Raw genomic sequence first — 17,848 nt, forward strand, 5'->3', positions numbered from 1 at the left:
CGCCAAATTCATATATTATTTTTTTGATTAATAATCATTCCTGTTTAACGAGTTGAAGCAAAAAGAAAATACTTCATTCTTGTTACGATAGAAGAGGAATGATTTAATTAAAAGTTTTGTTTAGATGAGTGAAAACTTTGGAGGCGGAGTTAATACTTGCGGTGTGTTTAGATGGTAATTATTATTCATATAGTTTGAATATTTTACTTTTTGAATTGGCGATTCAATTCCCGGCACTCTTCCATATTCGGCATACTGAATCAGATGATTAAAATTTATAAATGTGTTTGTTACAGTTTTTTGGTTCAGATTTTTGTTAATAGTGTTGGCAAACTCATTTTCAAGTTTGTCTTCTTTTTCGTCATGAACACAATAAAAAATTATATTATCTGCCTGCTTTTCTTCCTTAACAATATCATACATCTTTCCTTCATATCTAATTTCCTTTTTATTGATACGTTGAAAAACTTTGCCTTCATTGATCACGGATTTAGAAATAGAAAGAACTTCAATCTTATCTTTAGATTTTAACAAAGTTATTTCCTCAAATGCTTCTTCCTTTGCATTCTCTCTTTCGATCAAAAAATAATAAATGAATCCAAACGAATTGAACACAAATATGAAGGCAACTAAAAGAAACATGATATTTCTAATTCTTGTCATCTATCTATCTTTGAGATTGATTTACCAGTTATTAAATAATAAAGGCGAACCAAAGATTCGCCTGCATTCTCAATTATTTTTGTATTTCTGCTAAAGGAACTGCGGTTCCTCTCATCGAGTGAACTTTGTTAGGAACGGGAATGGAAATATTTTTATTCACATATTTTTCAAATTCATCACGGAAACGTGTGATCATAAACTTTACAGGCCATGCCGCTGCTTCTCCAAGAGCGCAAATCGTATTACCTTCAATATTATTCGCAACACTTATAAGTAAATCCAAATCTGCAGATGTTCCATGTCCTTCGTCTATTCTATGCAGAATCTTTTCCATCCAACCGGTACCTTCCCGACAAGGAGTGCATTGCCCACAACTTTCATGATGATAAAAATGAGCGATCCGGATTAGAACTTTTAGAAGATTGGTATCTTCATCCATCACCATTACTCCGCCGGTGCCGATTGCAGAACCCGCTTCCTTAAGTGATTCTGCATCCATGCGTACACCTTCTAGTTGGTCACCACGCAATGGCGGCATTGATGAACCACCCGGAATTACACATTTAATTTTTTTGTTATTGGAAACTCCTCCCGCTACATTGTAAATTAAATCAGTTAGAAGAGCACCTGATGGTAATTCATAAACACCGGGTTTGTTAACATGTCCGCTTATACCAAATAAAATTGTACCGGGATGTTTTGGTGCACCGATTTTCGAGAACCATTCCCAACCGTTTTTAATTATTGCAGGAACGTTTGTAATTGTTTCGACATTATTGATAGTGGTTGGACAACCCCACAAACCACGCTGCGCAGGAAACGGCGGTTTAACGCGCGGATAACCTCTCAGTCCTTCAATGGAATTCATCAAGGAAGATTCTTCACCGCAGATGTAAGCACCGGCACCTTTATGAATGAAAAGATCACAACTAAAATTTATTCCAAATGTTTCCTTCATCTTCTCACCGAGAAATCCGCGAGAGTAAGCTTCATCAACAGCTTTCTGCATAAGCTTAATCCATTTATGATATTCACCGCGGATGTATAGATATGCAACCTTAGCACCGATTGCATAACTTGTTATGATTGCACCTTCAATAAGTTGAAACGGATTGTCTTCAAAAATTTGTCTGTCCTTAAAAGAACCGGGTTCGCTTTCGTCGCCGTTGACGCAAAGATACTTCGGCTTATCTGTAGTCTTCGGCATGAAACTCCACTTCAATCCGGCAGAAAATGCAGCACCGCCTCTACCCCGCAATCCGGATTTTTTTACTTCATCAATAATTACATCGGGAGTTTTTGCAAATGCTTTTTTTGCAGATTCAAATCCACCGTTAGCAAGATAGACTTCTATCTGATTGAAATTTTCTATTTGTGGTAAAACTATTTTTTCCATTATTTGAGCGAATCCAAAATTTCAAAAACTTTTTCTTTATTTAGATTTTCAAAATAATCTTCGTTAACAGCGATCATAGGCGCATAACCGCAAGCGCCCATACATTCAACTTCCTCGAGAGAATATTTTCCATCCGGAGAAACTTTCATGTGATCAAGTTCCAATTTATCTTTAACACCATCCCAAATTTCATAAGCGCCACGTAGCATACATGAAACATTGGTACAAACTTGGATGTGATATTTACCCATCGGTTTGGTGTGATACATTGTATAAAATGTAACAACACTTAGAACATTTACTTTATCAATACCAAGAACATTTGCAATCTCTTCCATTACTTCATTGCTGATGAATCCATTCTGTTCTTGAGCGATATGAACAGTATCCATAACGGCAGCAAGTGAGGTAGGATATTTTTTCCTTGCCGCTTCTATTCGTCTAATACTTTCTTCAGTAAACTTAAATGGCATATTACTCTAAACCTTTGTTCTTACTCTTTCTCTTAATCTTACTCTTAATTTATTTATCTGCTTCGCCCATTACAGGATCAAGACTTCCAATAATTGCGATAACATCGGAAACCATGGCTCCTTTGCACAATTGTGATAATGCTTGAAGATTGCAAAATGAAGGAGAGTGAATTTTCAATTTCCAAGGTTGTCCGCTTCCATTACTTACAATATAAAATCCCAACTCGCCTTTTGGGTTCTCTACAGAAAAATATGTATCGCCAACCGGAGGATTAATTCCAAAATTGATAATCATAAAATCATGAATTAGCTCTTCCATCTTGGAATAGATTTCTGTTTTATGTGGAAGAACTTTCTTCGGATTGTTTGCAATTACTTCGCCTTGTGGAATTTTATCCAAACATTGTCGTAATATTTTTATGCTTTCTTTTACTTCATCACCCCTTTGGAAATATCTTGCAAGGCAATCACCTTGAGAGAAAGTTGGAATTTTAAAATCTATTTCGTTGTAAAATAAATAAGGTTTCGCTCGACGAACATCATATTCGACTCCACTTGCACGTAAGTTTGGACCAGTAACACCAAGTGCAATTGCATCTTCCTTGGGAAGAATTCCAATTCCTTCAAGACGGTCAATAAAAATTCTATTAGAGAGCAACAGCTTATCCATTTCAACCAATGCTGGTTCCAGCTCAGATAAAAACTTTATAATTTCTGCAATTGACTGATCATCAATATCTGAAGCAACGCCACCGATGCGTGTATAACTTGTAGTAAATCTTGCACCGGCAATTCTATCGAAAATACTATTAACCTTTTCACGTTCACGGAATGTCCACATTACCATAGTTACAGCTCCAACATCCATTGCAAATGTTCCAATTGCTACCATGTGTGCCGCAATTCTTGAAAGTTCAGAAACTATCATTCGAATATATTGTGCGCGTTTTGGTGCTTCGATTCCAGCAAGTTTTTCTACTGCAAGAACGTATCCAACATTATTACACATAGTTCCAGTATAATCAAGACGGTCTGTATGAGGAATAAATTCGATGTAGCTCATGTTCTCAGCCATCTTTTCATAACCGCGATGCAGATAACCAAGTTCCGGTACAATTCCAACAACCGTTTCACCATCAAGACGCAACACAAGTCGAAGTACACCGTGAGTTGCCGGATGTTGTGGACCCATGTTGATTACCATTTCGTTTTCAAGAACATCTTCAATAGTAAGGTTTTGATCTTCTTGAAGTTTCTTCAGAAGTTTTTCGTCATTATATATTTGTTTAATTCTATCCATTCTATTCTGCTTTAAAAGGAAGTGGCAATGAACCGGGAATACCCAGAACAGGAAAATCTTTTCTCAACGGGTGGTATTCAAATCCTTCGGGCATATACATTCTTCTAAAATCGGGATGGTTGATAAATTTAATTCCGTACATATCCCACGTCTCGCGTTCATACCAATTAGCACTTTGCCAAACAGATGAGACAGTTTCTATTGTTGGAGGATCATCATCAATATTCGATTTAAGTCTTAACGAGTAATTTAATTTGAAAGAATAGATGTGGTAAACTGTTGTAAATCTTTTTTTGCGGGTTGCCCAATCAATTGCAGTTACATCTTTACACATAATGAATTGAAGATCGGGATCTTCTTTCAAAAACTTTCCAAGATTAACAATCTGATCCTTCTTAATTGTAATACAGAGATCGTCTCTAAAATCTGAAACTTCTTCTACGGATTCGCCAAATTTTTCTTTTACTTTTTCAACAATTAGTTCTTTGGTATTCATCGGTCAGTTTTGAGAGTGTTCAAGTTCAGCAAGTGATCTGTTTTGAAAATCGCGTGCTTTGGTTTTTCCAATTTTATCTTGAATTGTCATTAATGCATTTAATAAATTTTCCGGACGAGGCGGACAGCCGGCAGTGTAAACATCAACCGGAAGAAATTGATCTATCCCTTGCACAACGCTATATGAACGGTACATTCCGCCGGAAGAAGTACAAGCGCCCATTGCAATAACCCATTTTGGTTCCGGCATTTGATCATAAATTCTTCTAACAACTTGAGCCATTTTATATGTTACGGTTCCGGCTACAATCATAAGATCGGATTGACGCGGGCTAAAACGCATTACTTCGGAACCAAATCTTGCTATATCATATTTAGGATCTGCAGTAGCTATCATTTCAATTGCACAGCAGGAAATTCCCATCGGCATTGGCCATACCGAACTTTTGCGAGACCACGCAACTATTGCATCTATTGTAGTTGTTAAAAATCCATCCTTTTGAAGTACCGCTTCTAATCCCATTTCAATCCGCCTTTCATATAGACATAAAGAAATCCCAATTCAAGTACAATTAAGAAGATAAGCATTGGCATAAAAGCAAAAATTCCAAGATCGGCAAATAATTTTTTGAATTGTACCGCCCATGGATAAACATAAATTACTTCGATATCAAAAATGATGAACATCATTGTAACAAGATAATACTTAATCGAAATCCTTTCGTGTGTTGAACCAACAGGATCTTTACCGCTTTCATAAGTCATTGTTTTAATTTTATTGGGACGCTGTGGGCCAAAAAGAGTTGAGGAAAAAACAACTATTCCTCCAAAAGCAGCAGCTACAATTATTACTAGAATAATAGGTATGTAATCAAATATCATAGAAATATTTCATTTTTTGCACGGGAAAAATAAACGAATTGGGGTTATAAAGCAAAACGGAATGTAGAGTGTAGAATGAACGAGTGTAGAGTAAAATTCCATTTTATACTCTACACTCTAAACTCTACACTTTTAAGTAAGAATTTCAATTAATTTTTCTACCACAGTATCTAGGTCTTCATAACTAATTACCAATGGCGGTAGCATACGTAATACAGTTGTTCCGGCAGGTAAAGAAAGTATTTTATGATTAAGTAATTCAAGTATTACCGGCTGAGATTTATCTTTTAATTCTATGCCGATCATCAATCCGATGATTCTAATCTCACGGACTTTTGAGAGCGGATGTTTTTCCAATTTCTCTTTGAAATATTTTCCTTTTGCTTCGGCTTGTTCCCACAATTTATTTTCAAGCATAAAATCTATTGCAGCTATTCCCGCGGCGCATGCAAGCGGGTTGCCGCCAAAGGTTGAGCCGTGTTTACTTTTTTCAACTGTTATTTTATCAGAACAAAGTAATGCACCCATCGGAAATCCGCCGGCGATTGATTTTGCAAGCGTCATCATATCTGCTTCGATTTCTAGATACTCAATCGCAAACATTTTTCCGGTTCTGCAGAATCCAGTTTGTATCTCATCAATAATCAGAAGAATATTTTTTTCATCGCAAAGCTGTCTAACTTTTTGGAAATATTCTTTCTGCCCAATATTAATTCCGCCTTCGCCCTGGATCGGTTCTAGAATGATCCCTGCGGTATCATCATCAACGGCTTCTGCAAGCTTTTCAAAATTGTTGAAAGGAACGAAAGAGAAACCCGGCACAAGCGGTTTAAATCCTTCGCGGTACTCTTTTTTATAAGTTGCGCTTAACGCACCCATTGTTCTGCCGTGAAAGCCTTTCATTGCTGCAATGAATTTTGTTTTCTTTGTGTTCAAACGTGCAAACTTTATTGCCGCTTCAATTGCTTCGGTTCCGCTGTTCGTTAGGAATGTCTTAGTTAAATTCTTAGGTACTATACTGAAAAGTTTTTCCAAAAAGATTGCTTTAGTATCATTGTAAAAAGTATTTGGGCAAGTAATAAGAGTTGCAGCCTGTTTAGAAATTGCTTCAACAACTTTATCATTAGCATGTCCGACATTTGCTACACTTATTCCCGCCGCCATGTCGATATATTCATTGCCTTGATCGTCCCACACTCGCGCTCCTTTACCTTTTACCAATACAATATCGCGGCGCGGATAAACATCAATTTCGTATTGCTGGGTGATTGCTTTGTAATCTTTCATTGTATTGTTGTTCCCTTTCCATTTAGTGCATCTTTAATTGGATTTTCTGTTCTGCCGTCTGAAAGAATAACAGTTGTATCTCCCGACTCGAATAATTTTCTTAGAGCAAGAATTTTTCTTTTCATTCTTCCTTCCACCTTTTGTTCCATTACTTCAAGTTCAGCTTTTGAAATATTAGAGACAAGTGATGAAGGATCGTTTTTGTCTAATAAAAATCCCGGAGCTTCAATTAGAGAAATTATTTTTTCAGCCTTGAATTCTTTTTGAAGCAAAGCTATAATGTCATCGTTCTCGGAATTTATCGCGAAATTATTTTCATCAATCAACGGAACACTAAGAACAGGAGTGTAACCATTATATAACAACAAATCTAAGAGTTGCTTATTTATCGCCTTCGGTTTACCGGAAAAATCTCTTAACAATAATGTCTTCCCGCCTTCACGGACCTTGATACCACTATTTCGTTTACCCTGTATAACTTTGCCATCTAAACCGGAAAGACCAACTGCATTAACTCCATTCTTCTGAAATAATTCTACTATTCTTTTATTCCTTAAACCGGCATATGCCATCATAGCAAGATCAATTGTATTCTCGTCACTAAAGACAGAATCATAACCGGAAAGCGAAGTAATAACTTTTTTTTCAATACCAAGTTTTTTTGCAAGATCATCACGCAAAGCATTGGCACCATGAACAATAATAAATTTTTCGTTAAGTGCCGCTAAATCTTTTACAATCCCAACAAGATTTAAATCCTTCCCTCCGCCAATCTTAATTAAAAGCATGGAATCTCCGTTAATGAATTATTCTGAATAGGTATCCAATCATTTTCATTCGATAATTTTTCTGAACAGACAATTAACATGTTATCGTTTTTTATAAGCTTCATCGTAAAATAGTCTTCATCTTCATTGAAATGAGAATAGACATACGCTGATTTATCGTTAGTCATAATAATATTCATCGCACGGATATAACTGGATTTCTTTTTAATTATCTCAGTCCCTTTGCTTAAAGCGTCCTTGATATTACCTTTATCAAATCTTTTTATATAATTAAAGATTTTATCTGCGCCGATCTTCCCTTCTTCTTTAATTTTTACACCTTTTAGTTCACCGTTGAAAATAAATATATACTTGTCATCATAGAACGGCATATTATTTTCGACAGCTATTCCTTCATCTTTGAATGCACTTCTGGCATGTGCAATCAAGCGATTTGAATCACCGAATTGTGAAAGATCATCTTCCCAAATAGGATTTACATTTTTATAATAATTCCATTTCCCGTTTTGAAAATACGCACATCCCCAGCCGTGTCCTTGAAATTCTTTACTGTTCTTGGAAATCTCTGAAAACTTATTGAGATACTCTGAACATGAAAATTTATTTTTTGAATTAACGTAAAGTAATCTGCACATGTTTTAATCTTTATCTTGATCATGTTCTTGCTCGTGCTCGATAGATCAAGATTAAGATCAAGAGCATGAGCATGATATTAAATTGGATGAAGTCCCGGAAATTCTAATCCGGTTCGCTCATCAAAACCATTCATTATATTAAATGCTTGAAGCGCTTGACCTGCGGCGCCTTTCATTAAATTGTCAATCGCACTTATAACAACAAGGCGATTTGAAAACTCATCTTTCTTAAATCCAATATCGCAGTAATTTGTACCGATCAATAATTTCGGTTCGGGATAACGGTAAATGCCTTCACTCTCTTTAACTATTCTTATGAACGGTTCATTACCGTATGCATCGCGGTAAACTTTCCAAATATCTTTTTCTTGAAGATCATCTTTCAAGAAAACATGACAAGTAGCGAGCAACCCGCGAACCATATCTATCGCTGTTGCAGAGAAGTGAATTGTAAGTTTTTGTCCAAACGATAGTTCTTGAAGCATCTCAGCAGTATGTCTGTGTTGAGTGGGTTGATAGGAACGCACAACATTGGCTCTCTCCGGATGATGTGATCCTTCGTTTCCTTTATTACCGCCTTCACTTGATCCAACTTTAACTTCAATAACCGTTCTATCTAATTCAACTAAATTATTTTTATAGAGTGGATACAAACCAAGTATGGTGGCTGTTGCATTGCACCCCGCACTCGAAATGTAATTTGCTTTCTTCATTTCTTCGCGGTGAAGTTCTGGAATACCGTAAACAAATTCATTCAATAAATCCGGACGTGCATGTTTATGTCCGTACCATTTTTCATATTCATTAACATCTTTCAGTCGGAAGTCAGCACTAAGATCAATAATCTTTGGTGCCAATTTTTTAAATTCATCAATTTTATTCTGGGATCTGTTATGGGGTAGACATAAAAATAAAAGATCGCACGGCTGAAGTTCGTTTGCAGAACTGAATTTTAGCATTGTTGATTTACGTAAGTTCGGATGAATCTTATAAACAAATTTTCCTGTATAGCTTTCAGATGTAACTTGATTTACCTCAACCTTAGGATGAAATAGTAAAAGTCTAAGTAATTCTCCTCCTGTATAACCTGAAGCGCCAATGATCGAAACTTTTAATTTCATTTTCTACCTTCAGCAACTTGCAAAATATATTCTACCATTTTCTGCGGAATATTTACTCCTGTTGTTGTGATACTGTTTTTATATTCCATAGTATAGTTCACTTCGTTTACCATTAATCCTTGTGCAGTTTCAAAAACATCTATTGCAACAATTCCACCGCCGACAGCTTTTGCCGCGCGTACCGAGATATGATTTAATTCATCTGTAACCGGACAATTAGTTGCAACACCGCCGCGCGCAGTATTTGTTATCCAGTGAGAAGATGTTCTGTAAATCGCAGCTATACATTTATCACCAACAACAAAACTGCGAATATCTTTTCCTTTTTTCTCAACATACTTTTGCATATAAAAAATCGAATGATGATATGAACCAAGGACAGCTTTATGTTCCAAGATTGCTTCAGCAGCATCGCGGTCATTTACTTTTGAAAGCAATCTTCCCCAAGAACCCACAGCAGGTTTTAATACAACCGGGTAACCCATCTCTTCAATTGTTTTTAGTGCCGATTCTTCTGTGAATGCTACACGAACTTCAGGTTGAGGAACTTTGTAATCTGCCAAAGCACAAGATGTTAGTAATTTATCGCCGCAAATGGTTGCTACACTATATGTGTTCACACATTTAATTCCGGCTGTTTCAAATAACTTCAAACCATGCAATGCTCTTGAGTGATTAATACACCGTTCAACAACAATATCAAGATCAAATTTATCTTTACCGATATTAAATTTAATTTCACGGTCATCTATCATTACCAATTCAATTCCCTTTATCTTATTGAATTCATCAATAAGAAATTTTTCATCTTTTCTAATCAACGAATGAAGCAACCCGATTTTCATTTTTACTCTCCTAGTTCAAATAAATTTAAAAAGGTAGAGCTGAGAAAATTATCTCAGCTATTAAATGACTTGTGATGTTTAACTGCATCAACTATATGTTTAAGTTCGGCAAGATCAACTGTACGACCGCGCTGACCAACAGATTTTACTTCTTTAAGAACATCCATTTGATGAGGTTCATCTAATGAGTCTTCATCAATCAAGTTTAATGCATATCTCAATGATGCTATACCGGACATATGGTCAAGTGCAAAGTTTCTTGGTCTCCCAAGAATTTCGGGATTCAAACTTTCATAATGCATTGGATTGATCGAAGCCGCATGTGTATGTACACCTGCACAATGCGTGAAAGCATTCTTTCCGGTGATCGGAAAATTTGCCGGAATTGGAATCCCGGAATGTTTACTAACTAAATCGTAAAGTTCAACAAGTTTTAAAAGATTCCATCTAGTTTCATTATAATCTACAGTTAACACAACTAAAAGCGAAGCGAGATCAACTATACCAGCTCGTTCACCCAAACCTAAAGCTGCGGCATCAATTATACTTGCACCGGCTCGATATGCATCTAGTGCATTAGCAAGTGCTAAACCGCGATCGTTATGGCAATGTACAGCAATTCTTGGATGTAAATTTAATTTGTCTAATTCTTGAATCAATCGTGATATATAATCATACATACTTCTAGATGTTCCCGGAACCATATAACCTGTTGTATCTGCAACACTAATAATATCTGCACCAGCTTCAACTGCAGCAGATGCGGCTTTAACTACATTTTCAAATTGAGAACGAACCGTGTCTTCCGGTGTGTAACGAATTAATAAATCCGGTTTCTGTGATTTTGCATATTTAATTACATCTGTAATCTGTTTGATTGCAGCATCTAAATCTTTTTTGAAAACTGTTGTTAATCTTTCATCTGAGACACAATAAAAAATTCCGAGGAATCCGACACCGCATTCAAGAGCAAGATCAACATCGCTTTGAAGTGAACGAGCGTGAGCTCCAACTATTGCTTTGTATCCTTTTTGTGCAATTGATTTTACAGCAGCATGAATTTCGGGTGTAACCATCGGGTGGCCGGATTCGATAATGTCTATACCGATTTCATCAAGCAGACTTGCTATTGCAAGTTTTATATGTTTATCGAAATAAACACCCGGAGTTTGTTCGCCTTCGCGTAAAGTTGAATCTAATACCCAGATCAATTTACTCACCCCAGTCTTCTTCTTCTTGAGGTGCTTCTTTTACTTGCGGTGGATTAACAGAAACTACTTCCAATTCAGTTCCGCAATCGGGGCACCCAATTAATTCACCTTGAACTGCATCAGAAGCGAGTTCGATCTGCGCACCGCATACCGGGCATTCTGTTTTCATAACATATCCTTAAGTTTATAAAGTGATGCAAAACTATGAAACTAATTTTTTCAATGCAATGATTTTGATGAGAGATTAAAAAAAATTAATTCGAAGTTTAGTGAGGCAAATTTCGGTCAATCGCTTAATGAATAATTATTCATAATGGTGCAAGAAGATGCAGAGCAGCTTTCGGCCGTCGGCAATAAGCTTTCAGCTTTTTGATTTCGATTTAGTTGCGATTTCTGAAAAATTATTTTCGACTGACACCAGTCTTTTCATCCAATCATTTTTGACTACATCAAATTCTTGTTTATATTTTTTACCAACTGGACCCGATGATTGATATTTTTCTCTTAACGGATTTACCTGTCTTCCGTTTTTCCAAAAACGGAAACATACATGTGGACCGGTTGCTAGTCCGGTGCTTCCGACATAACCGATCACTTGACCCTGAGTAACCGAAACGCCTCGATGAATTCCTTTTGCAAAACGTGACATGTGTAAATATTGTGTTGTGTAAGTAGCGTTGTGTTTAACTTTGACATAATTGCCGTTACCACTCGTGTAGCTTGCCTCTATTACAACTCCATTACCCACTGTCATGATCGGTGTTCCAGTTGGTGCGGCGTAATCCGTTCCTAGGTGTGCTTTGGTTCTATGCAGTATTGGATGATAACGGTTCATGGAAAAACGCGAACTGATTCTGTTGTATTTCAAAGGTGCTTTTAAGAATAGTCTTTTAAGGCTATTGCCTTTTTCATCGAAATAATTTTCGCCTTTTTCTTTATCAAAGTAAAAAGCGAAATGATTTTCATTATTGGAAAAGAAATTTGCAGCACGGATTTTTCCAACATCAACGGATTCACCATCAACTAAAATTTGTTCATAAATTACTTTGAAGCTGTCCGTCGGTTGAATTCTAAAGAAATCAATCTGCCATGCGTAAATATCTTCCAGTCTCGCTGCAACTTGCAATTCAATCTTTTTTTCTTGTAGTGTTTGATATAAAGAATTACTGATCACCCCTGAAACTGTTCTTTCTCTAATCGTAACCGGTTTTTGTTTTTTGTAAATATTAACAGAGTCGCCAATATCAAACACCACATAATTCACCGGATCTTGTACATACACAAAATATTTAACGGTTTCTACAGAATCCCACTTTGCATAAATATACAATTCGTCATATGCTCTAAAACTACGAAGTGGAAATATATCACGAGCCGCTTTTTCAATTTGATTGATCTTTTGCTGAGTTACTCCATGAGGGATCAAAATATCGGAAAGAGTTTGATCTGCTTCTATTGTATCGCGTACCTCAATAAGATTTGTAACACTTAGTCCAAATTGATTTGGTTTTAACTCTTGGTTCTTAGTTTTTTGCTTTTCACTTTTACATGAAGTAAAAAATAAAACAAGTGAAAGTAAAAAAAATATTTTTAGGTAGAATTGAGTTCTATTTCGCATCAGATTAATTTCTTAATTATCTCAACCGAATTTATACCTTCAGCTTCAGCAGAGAAATTTGGAATTATCCTATGACGAAGAACCGGTGTTAGAAATTCTTTTACATCATCAATTGAAGGAGTGAATCTTCCTTCCATAACAGCTTTAGTTTTAGCCGCTAATATCAAATATTGAGAAGCTCGCGGACCGGCTCCCCAAGCTACGTGTTCTTTTATAAAAACATGTTGGTTGTTAGTTGTTGGCCGTGTGTTGTTAACAAAATTAACTGCAAATTCAATTACGTTTTCAGCAACAGGGACTCTTTTAATTAAATTTTGAAAATTTATCAGTTCATATGAACTAAGTACTTTTTTTAGTTCTGGTTTATAATCACTTGTAGTGGATTTTATAATTTCTATTTCTTCCTTAAAGCTTGGATAATCTAACCATAAATTGAACATGAAACGGTCGAGTTGAGCTTCTGGTAAAGGATAAGTCCCTTCTTGTTCGATTGGATTTTGTGTTGCTAGAACAAAGAATGGTTCTTCAAGCGTTCGTGTTACACCTGCTGCGGTTACTTTGTGTTCCTGCATTGCTTCAAGAAGTGCACTCTGTGTTTTTGGCGGAGTTCTGTTTATCTCATCAGCTAAAATAATATTTGCAAAAACCGGACCTTGAATAAATCTGAATATACGTTTCTTAGTTACTGGATCTTCATCAATAATTTCTGTGCCCGTAATATCGCTCGGCATTAAATCCGGTGTAAACTGAATTCGGTTGAATTTTAGATCGAGAACTTCCGAAAGAGTTTTTATTAATAAAGTTTTTGCTAAACCAGGAACACCTACAAGCAGACAGTGGCCACGCGCAAGAAGACTAACAAGAAGATCATTAACAATTTGATGCTGACCAATAATTACTTTTGCAATTTCTTGTTTAATCTGTTTTACGGAATAAGCTAACTGCTCAACAGTCCGTACATCATTTGTGTTCTTTTGATCAGTCAAAATTGTTCCTATGATTATACTTTAGAGAATGAAAAATATTTTGTTATTATAATTTAATTTCCCAATAAATTTTATTTTTAATTTCGTCCATCCACTTAGCATATAATTTTTGTTTTTTGTAATACTCAGCAATTCGTTTTATTTCCGGATAGTCAATATCTAGGTTTGCTTTATGAGCCGGAATTCTTTTTACCAATTTAACGATATGATAACCGTAAACATTTTTATCTACTTCAAGTCGTTTTGGAAAACTTATTTCACCTTCTTTTAATTTATAAATAACATCAAGAAGAGATTTGTCAAGCTGGCTTGCTTCAAACGTTCCAAGTTCTCCACCGAACTTAGCAGATTCTTTATCATCACTATATTGGCGTGCATAATGCTCAAAAGTATTTTTACCTCGAACAACACTGTCCCTTAAGTCAGTTAGAAATTCAATCGCTTTAAGATCGGATTCGTCATCGCTCTTAACTTTAATAAGAATATGTCTGCAATGGATAGATTCGCCGCGTCTTTCCAAAAGTTGAATTATATGAAAGCCAAAAACAGTTTCTACAACGCCCGAAATTTGATTTGGAGCTAATGCAAATGCAGCCGCTTCAAACTCCGGCACTAATGCACCTCTTTTAACGGAACCAAGATCGCCGCCTTGCGATGCATTGCCGGTATCATCAGAATATTTTTTTGCAAGTGAAGCAAAATCAGCGCCGTTCTTTAGTGAATCTAATAAAGATAGCGCAAAATCTTTTGCTTTCTTTTTTATTCGTTCCCCGGTTTTAGGATTTTGGAAGATATGCTGTATAACAAATTTCTCCTGTACGTCCGGCAAAGAATCACGGAAAGTTGCAAAAAAATCCTCAACTTCTTTTCTAGTAGCATCAAGTTGACCGAATTTTTTTTGCTGAAGCATATAAGACATTAATCCTTTACGAGTATCATCTTGGAGTGATCGTTTGATTTTTTCATAAGGCATACCGTAAATTTGTTCAAGTCTCTCACGTGAGCCGTATTGCTGAATAAAATAATTCATCTGGTCTTCAAGACGTTGTTTCACTTGATCATCAGTAACAGTTATCGAATCAAGTTCTGCTTGTGCATAAAGCAGTTTTTCTTCGATCATTGCATTTAGAATCTGATGACGTAAATTTATATCTGCCGGATTCAGATTCTTTTGTGCAGCTTCCATATTAGTTCTGAAATCAAGTTCTGATTGTAAAATGACTTCATTATCAACAGCAGCAACAATTTTATCTATTACTTGCTGCGCATTTATTACTCCGGCAATTACCAACATGATTAAAAATATTTTCTTCATTCTGAATACCTCTCAATTTCCAAATTATGATCTGCAATTAATTTGTCTATATACTCTTTTATATACTGATTTCTTTTTATGATTGATAATCTTTCTTTTACTTCATTCTTCACAATATCAAGCTGCGGGATAAGATCTTTACCAATCTTTTCAAGAAGTTGAACAACCGTGAATTTCATCGGTTCCGTTTCGAAGACAACACTTACTTCGTTTATACCTAAAGTTGTGATAACGCGAAGCAATGTAGTCGGTTGAATCTGATATTTCAATAATAATTTTTGTGGTTGTAATTCGATTATTGATTGATCATTACGGTATTGATTTAATGCTCGATTCCATTCGGTTTCAAGTAAAGAATTTCTGAATTCAACTGCTTTATTATAATCGTTAAATTTAATTTCATTAAATCTATATGCATCATCAACTAGTTTGAAATCATCTTTATTGTTATCAAAATATTTTTTTATTTCGTCATCAGTCGGTTCGATTTTATTCTCATCAACTATTTTCCTAATGAATAAAGCAGAAGCTAATTCTTTTTTAGTGCGGTCCAACAATGATTTGAACTCTTTATCATTTAATAATCCTTTATTAGCCGCTTCTTGAAATAGAATTTCAGTTTGTATCCAGTTGTTGATATACTCTTCTCTATATATACCTTTATTACGTTCTTCCGATAAAGCAGATTTTACATCATCCTCCGTTAATACGGACTTGTTCACTTTTGCAACATGCTTTGATGGTTTCTCTTCTTTAGAACAACCATACTGAGTGAAAGCAAAAGCAAAAATTATTATAATATAATAATTGTTACTTCTTAAATGCTTTGCTGAGTTCTTCATAATAGAGTTTTGGTTTATAAATATTTTTCAGTTTATTCAAATACTCATCTTCAAGACGTTTGCTTTCGCTTTCCTGTAATTGACTGCTTGCTTCTGCTTTTGCTTCATCAAAAGTTTTTAAGCGGGCTGAATCGCGTTTAATTAGTTTTACAATTGACCAACCTTTTTCAAAATGGAAAGGTTTGGAAATATCACCTATGTTCTTCAATTCGTTTGATTGTTTTGATAATTCATTGGAATCAATATCTACTAAACCATGATAACCGGGAGTATTATCATATCCGGTTCTTTGATTGTACTTTGCAAACAAAGTATCATAGTTAGTACTTGATGTTACAAGTGAATAACACTTGTTCATCAAAGAATCTGATTGACAGAAGATCTCTTTGAACTCAACTCGATTTTTCCATTTATAGTTTTGTTTATTCTGTTCCCAAAAAGAATAAGCTTTTGCACTGTCAACAGAAATTTTAGACCATACTTCCTCTTCAAGAATTTGGAATAAATAAATTCCTTTTTCGTATTCGTCAATCAGTTTTGCAAATTCGGGATTCTCATTATCGTATATCAAAGCTTTTTCTTTGATTGATACGTCTCTGGAATATATTTTTAACGATTCTTCAAGTACCGATGAATTTATAACCATATTTAAGCTGATACCATGTTTGATCATATAAGCGAACAAACTATCGCATGGATAAGATTTATTATTGATTTTAAATAGTTCTTGGCTTCCAACTACTTTTTGCAGTTTACTTTTCCAGTAACTCTCTGCGATTTTTGTTGTATCGCTGTTAGCCATTATCTTGGCAAATGTTTCTCTATTTATGGAATACTTCAATTCCACTTTTAATTTTTCAGTTAATTGTTCATAATCTGTTTTATAACGCATCCGGTCGTAAATCTCTTTAAGCTCTTCTTTCTCTTGATCGTAGGTGGGATATGGTGATTCATCAGCTAATCTTATTAAGTGATAACCATATTGCGTTTTAACAATTGGAGAAATTTCACCTTTCTTTAGTTTGAAAGCAGCTTCTTCAAATTCTTTTACAGTACGTCTACGTGAAATTGATCCTATAGAACCTCTCTGCACAGCGCTTCCTTTATCTTGAGAATATTTACGCGCCATTTCACCAAAGTCAGCACCACCTTTAATTTTCTGCTCTATATCTTGAATTGTTTTGAATGCATTGGCAGTATCCGCTTTGCCTGTTGAATCGGCAAAAGTAATTAGGATATGTTCTAATGTAAGTGATGGTCTGCGTGGATGTTTTTCTGTTATCTTTATTATATGAAACCCTGAACCGGAAAAGACTAATTCAGGATAAATTTTTCCTAGTTCGGTCCCGTAAACAGCATCTTCAATTGCAATATTATTTACTAAACCGGCAGTAAAATAGTAAACATCTCCACCATTATTTTTTGAATAGGTATCTTTGGAATATTGTTTAGCCAGCGTTGCAAAATCTTCTCCGTTTTGAATACGCTTTATTAGCTCATTACCCAGTTCTTTCACTTTATCAACATTCATAGTTGAATCCGGTGTTAGAAAAATATGACTCGCTCTATATTCCGTTTTTCTTTTTTCATAAAGCTTATGCATATTTGGTTCATATAATTTATCGCTTAAATATAAAGTAGAACCAATGTTTATCTTATAATCACGTAATTCTTTTTGCATATCTGAGTCTTTAGTATAACCCCGGACTTCTGCATCACGTAATTTCAATTTATAGTTAAGATAGAGATCGAGAAATTTTTGATAAGAACTCAACGAATCTGTTTTAGCTTTTTCAAATCCGCCGGAATTTCTTTCATAAGCTTTTTCAAAATCATCTAAATAAATTTTGTAATTGCCGTATTCTGCAACAACTATCCCTTGGTTTTGGGATGAGCATGAGATGAAAATAAATAATGGCAAAATGAGTAAGAGTAATTTCGTTCTATGCATTCGGAAACCTCCATTAGTGTAAATTTTAGTTTGCTATTTT

At 35.3% G+C, this 17,848-nt stretch carries 19 protein-coding genes; all 19 read right to left on the reverse strand.

All coding sequences use genetic code 11. The features are described from left to right. Window positions 1-120 precede the first annotated feature (120 nt). Entirely contained in the window at window positions 121-663 is a 543-nt protein-coding gene (locus NTZ27_06195; GenBank protein ID MCX6174322.1) for a hypothetical protein, read from the reverse strand. Between the two features lie 73 nt (window positions 664-736). Then, window positions 737-2,059 (reverse strand): NADH-quinone oxidoreductase subunit NuoF, encoded by a 1,323-nt coding sequence (gene nuoF / locus NTZ27_06200; protein MCX6174323.1) that lies wholly within the window; start codon window positions 2,057-2,059, stop codon window positions 737-739. Then, window positions 2,059-2,532, reverse strand: coding sequence for an NAD(P)H-dependent oxidoreductase subunit E (locus NTZ27_06205; GenBank protein MCX6174324.1), 474 nt, complete (start codon window positions 2,530-2,532; stop codon window positions 2,059-2,061). The genes nuoF and NTZ27_06205 overlap by 1 nt, the downstream gene beginning before the upstream one ends. Before the next feature lie 49 nt (window positions 2,533-2,581). Beyond that, a complete protein-coding gene (nuoD, locus tag NTZ27_06210) occupies window positions 2,582-3,832 on the reverse strand; it encodes an NADH dehydrogenase (quinone) subunit D (protein ID MCX6174325.1) in 1,251 nt (416 codons plus the stop codon). A gap of 1 nt (window position 3,833) precedes the next feature. Continuing rightward, window positions 3,834-4,328 (reverse strand): NADH-quinone oxidoreductase subunit C, encoded by a 495-nt coding sequence (locus NTZ27_06215; GenBank protein ID MCX6174326.1) that lies wholly within the window; start codon window positions 4,326-4,328, stop codon window positions 3,834-3,836. Window positions 4,329-4,331: 3 nt separating this feature from the next. Then, window positions 4,332-4,850, reverse strand: a complete 519-nt coding sequence (locus tag NTZ27_06220; protein MCX6174327.1) for an NADH-quinone oxidoreductase subunit B — start codon at window positions 4,848-4,850, stop codon at window positions 4,332-4,334. Next, entirely contained in the window at window positions 4,841-5,209 is a 369-nt protein-coding gene (locus NTZ27_06225) for an NADH-quinone oxidoreductase subunit A (GenBank protein ID MCX6174328.1), read from the reverse strand. The genes NTZ27_06220 and NTZ27_06225 overlap by 10 nt, the downstream gene beginning before the upstream one ends. A 132-nt stretch (window positions 5,210-5,341) precedes the next feature. Next, the gene (locus NTZ27_06230) at window positions 5,342-6,496 is read right to left on the reverse strand and encodes an aspartate aminotransferase family protein (GenBank protein ID MCX6174329.1); all 1,155 of its coding nucleotides are present in this window, start codon (window positions 6,494-6,496) and stop codon (window positions 5,342-5,344) included. Beyond that, window positions 6,493-7,284, reverse strand: coding sequence for a [LysW]-aminoadipate kinase (locus tag NTZ27_06235; protein MCX6174330.1), 792 nt, complete (start codon window positions 7,282-7,284; stop codon window positions 6,493-6,495). The genes NTZ27_06230 and NTZ27_06235 overlap by 4 nt, the downstream gene beginning before the upstream one ends. Beyond that, window positions 7,275-7,919, reverse strand: a complete 645-nt coding sequence (locus NTZ27_06240; GenBank protein MCX6174331.1) for a class II glutamine amidotransferase — start codon at window positions 7,917-7,919, stop codon at window positions 7,275-7,277. The genes NTZ27_06235 and NTZ27_06240 overlap by 10 nt, the downstream gene beginning before the upstream one ends. A 77-nt stretch (window positions 7,920-7,996) precedes the next feature. After that, window positions 7,997-9,040 carry an N-acetyl-gamma-glutamyl-phosphate reductase gene (argC, locus tag NTZ27_06245; GenBank protein ID MCX6174332.1) on the reverse strand — a complete coding sequence of 348 codons (1,044 nt, stop codon included), beginning with the start codon at window positions 9,038-9,040 and terminating at the stop codon, window positions 7,997-7,999. Continuing rightward, window positions 9,037-9,885 carry a lysine biosynthesis protein LysX gene (gene lysX, locus NTZ27_06250; GenBank protein ID MCX6174333.1) on the reverse strand — a complete coding sequence of 283 codons (849 nt, stop codon included), beginning with the start codon at window positions 9,883-9,885 and terminating at the stop codon, window positions 9,037-9,039. The genes argC and lysX overlap by 4 nt, the downstream gene beginning before the upstream one ends. A 53-nt stretch (window positions 9,886-9,938) precedes the next feature. Beyond that, complete coding sequence (locus tag NTZ27_06255) at window positions 9,939-11,096, reverse strand: 2-isopropylmalate synthase (GenBank protein ID MCX6174334.1); 1,158 nt, start codon at window positions 11,094-11,096, stop codon at window positions 9,939-9,941. A 1-nt stretch (window position 11,097) separates the two neighbouring features. Further along, complete coding sequence (lysW, locus tag NTZ27_06260) at window positions 11,098-11,265, reverse strand: lysine biosynthesis protein LysW (protein ID MCX6174335.1); 168 nt, start codon at window positions 11,263-11,265, stop codon at window positions 11,098-11,100. A gap of 192 nt (window positions 11,266-11,457) precedes the next feature. Then, a complete protein-coding gene (locus tag NTZ27_06265; GenBank protein MCX6174336.1) occupies window positions 11,458-12,714 on the reverse strand; it encodes a peptidoglycan DD-metalloendopeptidase family protein in 1,257 nt (418 codons plus the stop codon). After that, window positions 12,714-13,700 (reverse strand): MoxR family ATPase, encoded by a 987-nt coding sequence (locus NTZ27_06270; protein MCX6174337.1) that lies wholly within the window; start codon window positions 13,698-13,700, stop codon window positions 12,714-12,716. Before NTZ27_06270 ends, NTZ27_06265 begins: the two co-directional genes overlap by 1 nt. A 46-nt stretch (window positions 13,701-13,746) precedes the next feature. Beyond that, a complete protein-coding gene (locus tag NTZ27_06275) occupies window positions 13,747-15,015 on the reverse strand; it encodes a peptidylprolyl isomerase (protein ID MCX6174338.1) in 1,269 nt (422 codons plus the stop codon). Further along, a complete protein-coding gene (locus NTZ27_06280) occupies window positions 15,012-15,857 on the reverse strand; it encodes a peptidylprolyl isomerase (GenBank protein ID MCX6174339.1) in 846 nt (281 codons plus the stop codon). Before NTZ27_06280 ends, NTZ27_06275 begins: the two co-directional genes overlap by 4 nt. Beyond that, a complete protein-coding gene (locus tag NTZ27_06285) occupies window positions 15,826-17,808 on the reverse strand; it encodes a peptidylprolyl isomerase (protein ID MCX6174340.1) in 1,983 nt (660 codons plus the stop codon). Before NTZ27_06285 ends, NTZ27_06280 begins: the two co-directional genes overlap by 32 nt. Between the last annotated feature and the right edge of the window lie 40 nt (window positions 17,809-17,848).

The organism is Ignavibacteriales bacterium, assembly GCA_026390775.1.
Taxonomy (GTDB): Bacteria; Bacteroidota; Ignavibacteria; order Ignavibacteriales; family Melioribacteraceae; genus Fen-1258.

Bases quoted from the DNA above. Each gene is read 5' to 3' on its own strand.
- NTZ27_06265 (MCX6174336.1), bottom strand. From the start codon at position 12,714: ATGCGAAATAGAACTCAATTCTACCTAAAAATATTTTTTTTACTTTCA.
- lysX (MCX6174333.1), bottom strand. From the start codon at position 9,885: ATGAAAATCGGGTTGCTTCATTCGTTGATTAGAAAAGATGAAAAATTT.
- NTZ27_06285 (MCX6174340.1), bottom strand. From the start codon at position 17,808: ATGCATAGAACGAAATTACTCTTACTCATTTTGCCATTATTTATTTTC.
- NTZ27_06205 (MCX6174324.1), bottom strand. From the start codon at position 2,532: ATGCCATTTAAGTTTACTGAAGAAAGTATTAGACGAATAGAAGCGGCA.
- NTZ27_06220 (MCX6174327.1), bottom strand. From the start codon at position 4,850: ATGGGATTAGAAGCGGTACTTCAAAAGGATGGATTTTTAACAACTACA.
- NTZ27_06230 (MCX6174329.1), bottom strand. From the start codon at position 6,496: ATGAAAGATTACAAAGCAATCACCCAGCAATACGAAATTGATGTTTAT.
- NTZ27_06225 (MCX6174328.1), bottom strand. From the start codon at position 5,209: ATGATATTTGATTACATACCTATTATTCTAGTAATAATTGTAGCTGCT.
- nuoD (MCX6174325.1), bottom strand. From the start codon at position 3,832: ATGGATAGAATTAAACAAATATATAATGACGAAAAACTTCTGAAGAAA.
- NTZ27_06235 (MCX6174330.1), bottom strand. From the start codon at position 7,284: ATGCTTTTAATTAAGATTGGCGGAGGGAAGGATTTAAATCTTGTTGGG.
- nuoF (MCX6174323.1), bottom strand. From the start codon at position 2,059: ATGGAAAAAATAGTTTTACCACAAATAGAAAATTTCAATCAGATAGAA.
- NTZ27_06240 (MCX6174331.1), bottom strand. From the start codon at position 7,919: ATGTGCAGATTACTTTACGTTAATTCAAAAAATAAATTTTCATGTTCA.
- NTZ27_06280 (MCX6174339.1), bottom strand. From the start codon at position 15,857: ATGAAGAACTCAGCAAAGCATTTAAGAAGTAACAATTATTATATTATA.
- NTZ27_06195 (MCX6174322.1), bottom strand. From the start codon at position 663: ATGACAAGAATTAGAAATATCATGTTTCTTTTAGTTGCCTTCATATTT.
- lysW (MCX6174335.1), bottom strand. From the start codon at position 11,265: ATGAAAACAGAATGCCCGGTATGCGGTGCGCAGATCGAACTCGCTTCT.
- NTZ27_06215 (MCX6174326.1), bottom strand. From the start codon at position 4,328: ATGAATACCAAAGAACTAATTGTTGAAAAAGTAAAAGAAAAATTTGGC.
- argC (MCX6174332.1), bottom strand. From the start codon at position 9,040: ATGAAATTAAAAGTTTCGATCATTGGCGCTTCAGGTTATACAGGAGGA.
- NTZ27_06275 (MCX6174338.1), bottom strand. From the start codon at position 15,015: ATGAAGAAAATATTTTTAATCATGTTGGTAATTGCCGGAGTAATAAAT.